Origin of the sequence: Streptomyces sp. NPDC001941, from assembly GCF_040296945.1 — a bacterium.
Classification (GTDB): Bacteria; Actinomycetota; Actinomycetes; order Streptomycetales; family Streptomycetaceae; genus Streptomyces.
This window is the reverse complement of the sequence record NZ_JBEOYE010000065.1, coordinates 1-12,620: the sequence shown is the minus strand read 5'-3', so window position 1 is coordinate 12,620 and position 12,620 is coordinate 1. Positions and strand designations below refer to the sequence as shown.

The window sequence follows — 12,620 nt, the reverse complement described above, 5'->3', positions numbered from 1 at the left end:
CCGTCCCGCCGTCACCGATCCCAGGAGAACCATGACCAGCACCGCGACACCCCAGACGCCCGATGCTCCGTCCCAGTTCGACGACCACCTGCGCCAGTACCTCGCCACCAAGGAGTACGCCTCCCCCACCCTGCGCCACGCCGTCCAGAGCATCGGCGCGTTCGTCCTCAACGGCGGCAAGCGCATCCGCCCCCGCCTGTGCTGCCTGGGCTACAGCGCGGCCACCGGCGAGGAGCCCACCCCGGCCGTCCAGCGGTGCGCCGCCGCCATCGAGCTCTTCCACGCCTTCGCCCTCATCCACGACGACATCATGGACAGCTCCGACAGCCGCCGCGGCCGGCCCACGCTCCACCACGTCCTGGCCACCCGCCACGACATCAGCGGCACCGACGCGCACGACGGCCTGAGCAAGGCCATCCTGGCCGGCGACTTCGCCCTCGTCTGGGCGGACGAGCTGTACCACCACAGCGGCATCGACGACGCACAGCGCGCGGCCGCCCAGCCCCTCTGGGACGCCCTGCGCTCCGAGGTGATCGCGGGACAGTACCTGGACGTCGACGCCACCGGACGCCTGGACAGCGACCTCGAAGCGGCCATGCTCGTCATCCAGTACAAGACCGCCAAGTACACCGTCGAACAGCCCCTGCTGCTCGGCGCCGCGCTCGCCGGAGCGACCGCGCGGCAGACGCACACGCTGTCGGCCTTCGGCCTGCCGCTGGGCGAAGCCTTCCAGCTGCGCGACGACCTCCTGGGAGTCTTCGGCACCCCGGCGGTCACCGGCAAGTCCCGCCTGGACGACCTCCGCGAGGGCAAGCGCACCCCGCTGATCGCCCTGGCCATGCGCGACGCCCAGCCCCCGCAGCGCGCCCGGCTCCGCGCCCTGCTGGGCAACCCGGACATCACCGAGGACGAGGCGGAAGAGGTCCGCGACATCCTCACCCTCTGCGGGGCGCGGCACGCGGTCGAGGAGATGATCGACGTACGCCGCGAGCGCGCGCTCGACGCCCTGGCCGAGGACCACGACCTGCACGAACCGGCAACGACCCAGCTGCGGCAGCTCATCGAGCAGACCACCCGCAGGACACTGTGACGCCGAACCGGCCTTTTGAGCAGGCCAATCGGCAACACGGCACTTGGAGTAGGAAAGAAACGATTACCCGGGTGAAGATGTCCCCGCGGCCATCGGTCACGCCGCTCCCGAGCACATACATCCTTGCGTGAACGACCCCTTCGTGTACGCCTACGCGTACCCCACGTCCCTGACCAACGCACCGGAACTGGCGGCCTCCACCCGCCCCTTACCCTCCTCCGGCCACCAGCCCGTCGCCGAAGGAACACAAGACGCCGAGGGACCGGCGGCACCCTCACCCATCACTTCAGCCACCACTCAGTCCGGCACCGCGCAACCACCGCCTACCTCCATGCGACCGACCACCACCCCTCACGTCCCCGGTCGGCAGACCTCCCCGTGATCGCCGCTCCTGGCGGCTCCGGCCGGGGCCGCCAGGAGCACTTGAACGGATTCGGGCCGCCCCAAGGCCGGCTGCTCCCCGCACCGGCGCTTCGATCGCCGGGCGGACGGGACCGCGCGGGACCAGGTCGCGCAGCGGGTCCGGCAGTTCACACCCCGGGGCCGAGGACTACGCACAGCCGTGGAGGGCGCCCGGGTGTGGGACGCCCTCCACGAGCGAGCAGGTGGGATCAGTGGATGCTGGCGATGGAGTTCCAGCCACCGCCGATCCTCACCGCCGGTGCGTGGTCCTCCTTGCGGCCGGCGTAGAAGCGCAGGTCGCCGCCATCGCCTGCCGTGGTGACCGCCCAGTAGTCCGGCGTCTCCTGGCCCTCGGTCGGCACGAACTTCTTGTACGAGCCCATGTCCACGACCTCGCCCTGCGCGTTTCCCGCGCTGGTCAGCAGGCGGATGTTGCCGCGCTGCCAGGCGCTGCTGCCGTAGACGGAGCGCTCGCCCAGCTCGTAACTGCCGTTCGCGTGCTTGCCCTTGAACAGGTACAGCTTGCCGTAGTCGGCGTGCTGGCTGTCGCTGGTGATGTGGCGCGCGAGGAGGTCCGGCACGCCGTCGCCGTCGATGTCGCCCGGTGCGGTCACGTCGTACTGCGACCAGTCGACGCCGCCGCCGACGCGGTGCCCGGGCTTGAGCTTGTGCGTGCCGGGCTCCATGGCCAGCGGGCCGGTGGTGGTGCCGGAGTAGAGGACCAGGTCCTTGCCCTCGCGGACGATGAGGTCGTTGCCGGTCTTGCCGTCCGCGTTGCCCGGGGCCAGGATCTGGCCCGCGTCGGACCAGGAGCCCGGGACGTCCCAGGTCTGCGCGCTGGTGCGGTTGCAGTCGTACGTCTGGAGCTTGGTGCCGTTGGTCTGGCCGGCGGCCGGCTGGTCGACGCATCGGCCGGACGCCGGGTTCACCAGCGACCTGTCGCCGCGGTCCTGCCACTGCTGGGCCGAGGTGCCGTTGCAGTCACGCAGCTCCAGCGGTGCGCGCATGTCGCCGTTGGACGTGGTCGCCACGCACTTGCCGAGGACCTTCAGCTCGCCTTCGGTCAGCTCGAACCGCTGGTCGTCGCCGTCCTTGCAGTCGCCGACGACGAGCGGTGAGCCGTTCGTGCTCTGCGTCACGACGCACTTGCCGCCGGTGGTGAGCTTCAGCCGGCCGGAGTTCTTGCCGGTGGGGTGGAACAGCTCCTGGCGGTACTCCTCCAGCGGCATTCCGTTGCCGTCGCCCGGATACAGGTAGAGCTTGTTGCCGAGCTTGACGAAGTAGTCCTCGTAGCCGTCCTTGGCCCCGGTCGGGCCGGTGAAGTCGCCGCGGTGCGTGATCTCTGCGCCCTTCCAGCCGCCGTTGCGGTCCACGATGCTCTGCGCGTCGCCGGTCAGCATGCCGTCGCCGGTGCCCTTGTAGTGGCGCAGGTGGCCGTCGTTGTCGACAGCAAGCATGTCCACGTAGCCGTCGCCGTCGAGGTCGCCCGGCAGGTCGCCGTGGACGCGGCCGTGCTCGTCGTGCACGTAGTCCGGACGCTTCGTCGCGATGTGCGTGACGTCGGTGGCCTCACCGTGGCCGTCGTAGCCGGAGGTGTTGCCCGCCTTGTCGTACGCCTGCACGTGCAGTTTGTTCTGCGGCCAGAGGCTCGGCTTGATCGTCACGGTCGCCTTGCCGTCCTTGCCGGCGGCGACGAACGTGCCGTTGGCGCACTTGGCGTTGGAGACCGAGAGCGGCTTGTTGAGCGTGTAGCAGAAGCCGTCGAGGCCGCTTGCCGACTTCGAGGTGAAGGTGACCTTGCGGTCGTGGCGGGCCGGCACCGAGGCGACGTCCAGCGGGTGCTCGTCGGCAGAGGTCACGACCGGCTTCTCCGGCGTGGACTTGGCGACGTTGAAGCCGCACTGCGCGCTGTACGCCGAGTTGGCCACGCCGTCCTCGGCGCGGACGTGCCACTTGTAGCGCTTGCCGTCCACCAGGTCCTGGATCTTCACGGACATCTGCGCGGTGTTGCCGGCGGCGACCTGGGGACGCGACTCGGAGTGGCTCGGTCCGGCGTACTCCCAGACCTGGAAGCGTGCCCAGATGTTGCCGCCGTCCGGGTCGGAGACCTTCGCGGTCAGCGTGAGGTCGTTCTTGCCGACGGTCGGCCAGGTCGCCGGGTCGGCGCTGCACTGGAGCTGCTGGTTGCCGCTGCCGCCCGGAACGTAGGCACCCTGGTAGAAGACGTGGTTGTCGACCTTCGGCGGGTGGTTGTAGATGACTTCCAGGTGCGGGTTGTTGTGGAACTTCTTCCACGACGTGTTCTTGGTCTCGTAGTCGCTGCGGGAGCGCAGGCCGAGCGTGAGGTCACCGGAACCCGACTGGGCGACGTCGTGGACGAGCTTGCGCAGTTCCTCGGACTTGAAGTCCTCACCGGCCGACGGGCACGAGGTGCTCGACCAGCCGTGCGCGAACGTCTTCTCCTGGAGCGTGCGGTTCCATGCCGGCTGCTTGTTCCACGTGGTCGAGGAGTTGATGGCGCCTGTCCAGCCCAGCTCCACGGGCGTCTTGGTGCAGGACCAGGCGTAGGAGTTGAAGGCGTTGAAGGTGGCGGAGGTGATGTCGGCGCCCTTGAGGCCCTTGATGTCGAGCTGGAAGTAGGCGCGTGAGGTGCCGCCGGTGTCGGTCTCGTGGCCGACGCGGGCCAGCTTGTCCTTGAAGCTGCCGCCGTTCCAGTACGGCGTGCCGGCGAGCGAGGAGTTGCCGCTCTGCTTGTACGCCAACGCCCAGTTGATGCGGCCGCCGCCGGAGAAGATCGGGTCGATGGTGACCGGGTAGACGGTGTCCTGGGCCCGGAGGGTGACCGCGTCGGGCGTGATGCGGAGCGTATCGCCGTCGACTTCGGTCGCCATGTCGGTGAGTTTGGCGGGCGGGGCCTCCTCCTTCGGCGTCTGGCCGCGGAGCGCCTTGGCCCGTTCCGCCTGCGTCAGGTGCGAGGAGTCCCACATGGCCGGCGTCGGCGCGGTGAAGAGGCTCTCGCCGGACGTGTCCTTCGCGGAGAGGTTGCCGGCGGCGTCGGCCTGGACGTCGAGGCCCTTCTCCGTGATCTTCAGGTTGAGTTCGGCGAGTTCGGGGTTCTGTGCGGCCTCGCGGGTCTTGACGACGAGGTGCTGTGCGAAGCCGTCGGTCTCGGCGAGGATCTTGAGGTCCACGCCCGGGAGGACCTCGGCGTAGGTGGCGTCGGAGCCTTCGAGTGTGGGCTTGGGGAGCGGCTTGGGCCAGCTCAGCGAGAGCTCCTTGCCGGCCTTGGTCATGGTGGCGAGGGGGGCGTCACCACCAGCGGAGAAGGAGAGGCCGAAGACGGGGGCCTTGGGGGTGATGCGGCCGTCCTGGTACCGGAGGGTGGCGTCCGCCTTCTGCCAGCCGCCCTTGCCGGAGGCGGCGTCGGTGCGGGCGAACTCCGGGCGTACGTACTGCTTGAAGGCGAAGGTGCCGTCCGGATTGGCGAGGACCTGGGTGTGCTCGTCGCGCTGCTCCGTGACCTCGACCTGCTTGCCGGTCTTCGCGGCTTCGCGGGAGGCCTTGGACTCGGCCGGCGTGGGGGTTTTGGAGGAGGTCTTCGCCTTCGCGCTGTCGGGGTTCCCGGCATCGGACTTGGTGTCGGTCTCGGCGGCGTCCCTGGCGTCCGTTGACGCTTGGGTGACGGCGAAGGCGGGCTGTCCGGCCGCCAGGGCGCCGACGCCGAGGGCCGCCGCCACCACGACTGCCGGCAGGCGACGTGTGCACCGCCGCCGGTCCGATCGAGGTTCCTTCACCAGATCCACTCCGTTCATGCCACTGCTTTTCGTGTGCTTTACCAAGCCAGACCGCTAACTGAATGCGGGAGACGACTCGAAAGATAACCACGTCGATCGGGACTCCATCGTCAGTAGCGAATAAAAATCTCAGATCAGAGGACCTGCTTCTCCGCTCGCCCGGACCTTCGTCGGCAACTGAACGGGACTAAAGACCTGCATTTTCGGCCGGGCGTCAATTTACCGATTATTTAGCTTTCTTTAATGTTAGCTTCGCCGACGCTGCCTCAGATTCCGAGGTAATTTCCGTCTACACATGGAGAGTTCGGCGTGAGAGCCACTGCGGGACGTAGAGCCCGGCCGACCGCACGGTGGAAGCGGGGTGGGGTCCTGCTGAGCACGATGCTGGCAGGCGCCATGCTCGTGTCCTGCGTCCCTGAAGAGGTCGATCCGCGAGCCACCGGCAAAAGCGGTTTCAAGCCCCGTCCGGTCCAGGTGACCGACCCTGTCTCAGGCAAGCCGCTTAAGCCGCGACCGCCGGCCCCGCCGAGCGAGTCCGACGAGAAACCGTGGCAGAAGCCGAAGGTGACGTGGCCGTCGGCGGGCGAGGGCGAGGCGGATCTGGCGGCGCCTGCGCCCGAGCCGCGCGGCGCCGATCCGCGCAGCCACCGGTTGCCGCACACGAAGATCGACGGGCTGCCGGTGAAGGTGGCACCGCTGGCAGGGATGCCCCGCGGAGCCGAGCCGGAGCCGTCCGGGAAGGAGTCGAAGCCGTCCGGGACAGAGCAGGAATCGGCGCAGCAGAAGACGCCTTCGCCGCAGACGCCTTCCCCGTCGCCGACGCCATCGGAACAGCCGGAGTCCAAGACGAAGGACACGGACACGCCGGAGCCGACCGGGACGTCCTCGGACTCCTCCAGCGAAACGCCGTCCCGGACCCCGGATCCGACCGCCGCTCCGTCCGACTCCCCCAAGCCGGCCGACTCCTCCGGGATACCGGAGACGCGTGACGTCGCAGGCGGTGCGCCGCAGAGGCTGCACGTCAAGGTCACCAGCCGCAAGCACGCCGCGAAGCTCGGCATCGACGGACCACTGGTCGGCGTCAGCCGCAGCGACGGCCAGAACAAGCCGGGCCGCGCATCGGTCCAGCTGGACTACACGGGCTTTCGTCACGCGTACGGCGCGGACTGGGCATCCCGCCTGCAGCTCGTACAACTCCCGGCCTGCGCGCTGACCACGCCGAACAAACCCGCGTGCAAGACGATCACGCCGCTGCCGACCCACAACAATACCAAGGACGGCCTTCTCACCGCCCAGGTCGACGTGGCTGCGGACAAGGGCGCGAAGGCCCCGCGTGAGGCCACCGTCCTGGCGGCGACGGCCGCGCCGGAGGGCGCGAACGGCGACTACAAGGCGACCAAGCTGTCGCCGTCCGGCCACTGGAAGGCCGGCGGCAACGAGGGCGGCTTCAACTGGTCCTACGACCTGGCCATGCCACCGGTCGCGGGCAAGCTGGCTCCGCAGCTCGGCCTCGGATACTCCTCCTCGTCCATCGACGGCCGCAGCGCGGCGTCCAACAACCAGCCGTCCTGGATCGGCGAAGGCTGGTCCCTGGACATGGGCTTCATCGAGCGCCAGTACATGTCCTGCAAGGACGACAACGGCTCGGGCTCCAACGCGCCCAAGAAGACCGGTGACCTCTGCTGGCGTTCGGACAACGCGGTGATGTCCCTCGACGGCCAGCACACGGCCCTGGTCAAGGACGACAGCACCGGCGCCTGGAAGCCCGCCAGGGACGACGGCACGCGAATCGAGCACCTCAAGGGCTCTGCGTCGGACACCGCCAACGGCGACGACGACAACGAGTACTGGAAGATCACCAAGGCGGACGGCAGCCAGTACTGGTTCGGCAAGAACCGCCTGCCGGGCTGGAGCTCCGGCAAGCCCGAGACCGGATCCGCCTTCACCGTCCCGGTCTACGGCAACCACGCGGGCGAGCCGGGACACGGCGACTCCTTCGCCGGATCGGTCACCACCCAGGCCTGGCGCTGGAACCTCGACTACGTGGTCGACCCGCACGGCAACGCGATGGCCCTCTTCTACGACCAGGAGAAGAACGCCTACGCGAAGAACTCGGCCAACTCCACGGAGAAGCCCAAGGCCAACGCCACCTACGTACGCGGAGGCCACCTCAACCGCATCGAGTACGGCCACCGGGCCGGACAGGTGTACTCCGCCGACGCGGCGGCCCGGGTGAACTTCGCCGTCGCCGACCGCTGCACGTCCACCGGCGACGGCTGCAAGTTCGACAAGGACCACGCCGACAACTGGCCGGACACCCCGGTGGACCAGCAGTGCGAGATCAACAAGGAGTGCCTGAACAGCTCTCCGACGTTCTGGTCCAAGAAGCGCGTCAGTTCGCTCACCACACAGGTCCGCAAGGACGACGCCTACCAGGACGTGGACGTCTGGTCCTTCACCCACGAATTCCCCGGCACCGGTGACGCGGGCGGCAACGGCCTCTTCCTCTCCTCGATCACGCACACCGGCAAGACCGGAAAGACACCGGTGGCCCTCCCCAAGGTCGACTTCGGCGGCACTCTCATGCCCAACCGCGTCGACACCGACGAGGGCAGGCCTCCGCTCAACAAGTACCGGATCACCCGCATCTCGAACGACTCCGGCGCCGACACCCTGGTCGACTACTCGCAGCCCGAGTGCAAGGCCGGCGCGACGCCCGCCCCGGACGCGACGAACACCCGCCGCTGCTACCCGGTCTGGTGGACGCCCAACGGAGCCCCGGACCCCGTCAGCGACTGGTTCCACAAGTACCTCGCCACCAAGATCACCGAGGACGACAAGGTCGCGGGTTCCGAGCAGGTCATCACCGAGTACGAATACCTGGGCGGCATCGCCTGGGCCAAGAACACCAGCGAGTTCACGCTCGACAAGCACCGTACGTACAGCGACTTCCGCGGCTACGGCAAGGTCCGCACCCGCACCGGAGCGAAGGACAAGACCCTCACGGAGTCGACGTTCCTGCGAGGGCTCGACGGCACCACCGTGACCGGATCGCGCGGCGACACCGCCACCGACGCCCAGCAGTACGCCGGGCTCGAACTCGAACAGGCCAAGTACGACAAGGACGGCGGCCGGGTCACAGAGACCGCCTTCCACAAGCCGTGGTCGCGCCAGACCGCCAGCCAGACCCGCCCCGGTACGACCGCGGAGAAGGCCTACCAGACGGCTCCGGGCACCGACGAGACGCACACCGCACTCGACGGCGGCACCTGGCGCACCACCCGCTCGACCCACGACTACAACGACTACGGCCAGCCCACCACGGTCTCCGACGAGGGCGACACCGCGGTGACCGGGGACGAGCTCTGCACCCGGACCACCTACACGACGCCCGACACCACCCACTGGATGCTCTCCTACCCGGCGACCGTGACGAAGACGAGCGCGACCTGCGCCACGTCGGCGAGCCCCAAGAACACCCTCAGCGAGGTGCGGACCTCCTACGACGCGAAGGCCCACGGAGCCGCACCCGACTTCGGCAAGGCCAACGCCACCGAACTCGCCGAACTCGAACGCTTCGACGGCGGCAAGGCCGTCTACACCACGACGGCCAAGAACACCTTCGACGCAGTGGGCCGAGTCCTGCAGACCACGGACGCCACCGGCCACACCAAGTCCACCGCGTACACCCCGGCCGGCACGGTCCAGCCGACCCTGCTGACCACCACCGACCAGAAGGGCGAGAAGTCGCTGGTCCACATGGACGGTCTGCGCGGCCTGCCGGTCAAGACGGTCGACGCCAACGGGCACTCCACGACCCAGCAGTACGACGCCCTCGGCCGGATGACCGCGGTCTGGAAGCCCGGCAAGAGCACCTCAGGCCCCGCCGACCTGACCTTCGCCTACCAGGTCCGGCGTGACGCCCCGACCGCCGTAACGACCGGCGTGCTCCGGGAGAACGGCGGGTACCGCACCTCCGTCGACCTCTACGACGGTCTGCTGCGCCACCGTCAGACACAGACCGACGCGTTCGGCGACAAGGGCCGCATCGTCAAGGACACGATCCACGACAGCCAGGGCCGCCCCTACAAGGTCAACACCGACTACTTCAACGACGCATCCCGCAGCGAACCGGTGGTCCTCGTCGTCGCCGACAACCAGGTGCCGTCCCAGACGGTCACGGAGTACGACGGCCAGGGCCGTCCTACCGCCTCGATCACCAAGTCCAAGAACACCGAGAAGTGGCGGGCCACCACCACCTACGGAGGCGGCTGGACCGCGAACGTGCCGCCCCAGGGCGGCACCGCGACACTGGCGATCAACAACGCGCACGGCAAGCCCGTCGAACTGAGGGAGTACAAGAACTCCACGCCGGACATCGACGCTCCCGCCACCACCTACGACGCCCTCACGTACACCTACGACGTCGCCGACCGCCTCACCCAGCTGCAGGACGCCGACGGCAACACCTGGAAGACCGAGTACGACCTGCGTGGTCGAGCCGTGCGCACCACCGACCCCGACAAGGGCACCGTCGTCTCCAGCTACACGCCGGACGGCCATCTGGAGCGCACCGAAGACGCCCGCGGGCAGGTCCTCTTCCGTTCCTACGACGCACTCGGCCGTCCGACCGGCATCCGCGAGGACGCGGCGGACGGAACACTGCTCGCCTCGTGGGCGTACGACACCCTGCCCCACGGCAAGGGCAAGCTGACCTCGTCCACCCGCTACGACAACGGAAGCGCCTACACGCGGTCGGTCACCGGCTACGACGAGGCCGGCCGGGCCACCGGCGCCGGATTCACTCTCCCCGACACCGAGGGCAAGCTCGCGGGCACCTACACCTTCGAGTCGACCTACACGCCCAACACCGGACTGGTGGACACGACCAGCTATCCGGAAGCCGGCGGCCTCCCCGCCGAGACCGTCCAGCAGGAGTACACCGAGAACGGACTGCCCACCGCACTGTCCAACGGGAGCGACGTCTACTCCCTCGGCACCGAGTACTCGCCGCACGGCGAGGTGCTCCAGACGATCCTCGGCGACGTCGGCGGACGCAGCGTCCAGACCTTTTCCTACGAGGAGCACACACGCCGACTGGCCGGCGTGATCAACGACCGGGAGGCAGACGGCCCGCAGACCATCGACGACAAGACGTACACCTACGACCCCGCGGGCAACGTCACGCGGATCAGCAACCACCGCGACGACCGGGCCACCGAGGACACCCAGTGCTACGCGTACGACTACGCGCGGCGCCTCACCGATGCCTGGACCGCCAAGGACGGTTGCACCGCCCAGCCGTCCGGCAACGTCACGCCGAAGGTCGGCGGTGTGGACGCGTACTGGCACTCCTACACCTATGACGCCGTCGGCAACCGCACCTCGGAGAAGCAGCACGATCCGGCGGGTGAAAAGGCCAAGGACATCGAGCGCCGCTACACCTACCCCGACTCCGGAGCCGCCCGCCCGCACGCCATGGACAAGGTGACCGCCACCGGACCGGGCGCTCGGGACGACTCCTTCGCCTACGACGAGACCGGCAACACCACCCGCCGGGTGACCGCCCGCGGAGACCAGAAGCTGACCTGGGACGCCGAGGGCCACCTGGAGACCTCGACGATCGACGGAAAGACCTCCTCCTTCGTCTACGACGCAGAGGGCGTACGGCTGCTCCGCAAGGAGCCGGGCAAGACCACCCTCTACATGGACAGCCAGGAGCTGACACTCACCACCGCGGACTCCAAGGTCAGCGGAGTGCGCTACTACAAGTCGCAGAAGGCAACGATCGTCGCCACCTCCGAGGGCGGCCTCTCGTACCTGCTCTCCGACCACCACGGGACGGACGAGGTCGCGGTCGACGCGTACTCGCTGGAGTACACCCGCCGTGGCCAGACCGCCTTCGGTACGCCCCGCGGCGAACAGCCGCAGGACGGCGCCTGGCCCGGCGAGAAGGGATTCGTCGGCGGAACCAACGACGGTTCCACGGGATTCGTCCACATCGGGGCGCGCGAGTACGATTCCGAGAACGGCAAGTTCATCTCGGTCGACCCGGTGATGGACCTGACCGACCCGCAGCAGATAAACCCGTACAGCTACGGCAACAACAACCCGACCACCTTCAGCGACCCCGATGGCAAGCTCACCTGGAAGTGGACCCCGGCCTACTTCCAGCGGTACATCGTTCCGAAGCTGAACACCTGGTACAAGCAGATGCAGAAGCGTCCGCAGACCGCGGCGGTGCTGCAGGCCATGTGGACGAAGCTGGTCAAGGAGCAGCAGCAGGCGTCCAAGAAGGACGACACCAGCGGCTTCGGCCTCTTCGTGAAGTGGCTCGCCGGCGTCGGACCTGGCAACTACAAGTTCGGGCCCGGCGACAAGATGACGGAGGAGATCCGCAAGGACCACTCCATGGACGTCGTCCGCGCAGAGGTGAAGAAGGCCATCGGCCAGGGCAAGACCAAGGGTTCCGGTACGTTCAACGAACTCGCCAAGGACGGCATCTGGCGACTGCCCGACGACCTGATGAACGTGCTGCTGCCCGATTTCCTGAGCGGCCGCAGTATCATCGAATCAGGCTCCAACGGTCAGTTCGGCAGCGAGGCGGCGGCCTTCCTGGGCTCGTATTCCTACGAGTGGAAGGTGACGGGCCGGGACAAGAAGACCGGTGAGGTGTCCGTGCAGTTCACCCTGAAGAACGACACCACCGTCAACTCCGCGATCCACCCGCCGTTCGCCGCCGCGCGAAAGATCTGGGACTCCAGCGTCGGCCCGGCCCTGAACTGGCTCGCCGACAACCAGCCGTCGCTCTTCAAACCGGGCCGGATCCAGAGCCAGACGATCAGCTGGACGGAGAAGTGGAACAAGTGACGGCGACGAAACGACGCCCGCGACTGCTCATCATCGGCGCCGCGCTGGTGTGTGCGGTGACGGTCGGAACGTGGTGGGTCATCGGCAGCGGTGTCCTGTCCTCGGGAACCATCACGCCGGCCCAGCTGCAGGGCAAGTGGGTCGGCGCCGGAGGCGCCTCCCTGGACTTCACCGCGGACGGCAAGTTCTGCGCCGAGAAGTTCCCGGTCCAACAGGACCTCAAGGACCGCGTCACCACCTGCGGAACCTGGGAACTGCCCCCAGCGGGAAACGGCGCTGACCAGTCGGTCGACCTCTACTTCGACAAGCCGTCCCTCGCGATGACCTCGCAACTGATGGCGGCCGGAGAGGGAGGTAAGGACGGGCTGTACGTGTCCTGGAATCCCGACGATCTCTCACAGAGATTCGACCTGAAGCGCGAAGGCTGAGATCTCGCCCGGGGCTGCCGTGCCGGTCGGCACGGC

General features: G+C 68.3%; 4 protein-coding genes. 3 read left to right on the top strand and 1 reads right to left on the bottom strand.

Annotated features, from left to right (window positions below; all coding sequences use genetic code 11):
* Positions 1-31 precede the first annotated feature (31 nt).
* On the top strand, positions 32-1,090 hold the full coding sequence (locus tag ABT160_RS32870; RefSeq protein WP_351651595.1) for a polyprenyl synthetase family protein: 1,059 nt from the start codon (positions 32-34) through the stop codon (positions 1,088-1,090).
* Between the two features lie 611 nt (positions 1,091-1,701).
* Here the strand turns inward: ABT160_RS32870 and ABT160_RS32865 are convergent.
* A complete protein-coding gene (locus tag ABT160_RS32865) occupies positions 1,702-5,304 on the bottom strand; it encodes a ricin-type beta-trefoil lectin domain protein (protein ID WP_351651594.1) in 3,603 nt (1,200 codons plus the stop codon).
* Positions 5,305-5,850: 546 nt separating this feature from the next.
* Here ABT160_RS32865 and ABT160_RS32860 point away from each other — a divergent pair.
* Both ABT160_RS32860 and ABT160_RS32855 read left to right on the top strand, forming a co-directional pair.
* Positions 5,851-12,156, top strand: a complete 6,306-nt coding sequence (locus tag ABT160_RS32860; protein WP_351651593.1) for an RHS repeat domain-containing protein — start codon at positions 5,851-5,853, stop codon at positions 12,154-12,156.
* Entirely contained in the window at positions 12,144-12,584 is a 441-nt protein-coding gene (locus ABT160_RS32855; protein ID WP_351651592.1) for a hypothetical protein, read from the top strand. Before ABT160_RS32860 ends, ABT160_RS32855 begins: the two co-directional genes overlap by 13 nt.
* The last annotated feature ends 36 nt before the right edge of the window (positions 12,585-12,620 follow it).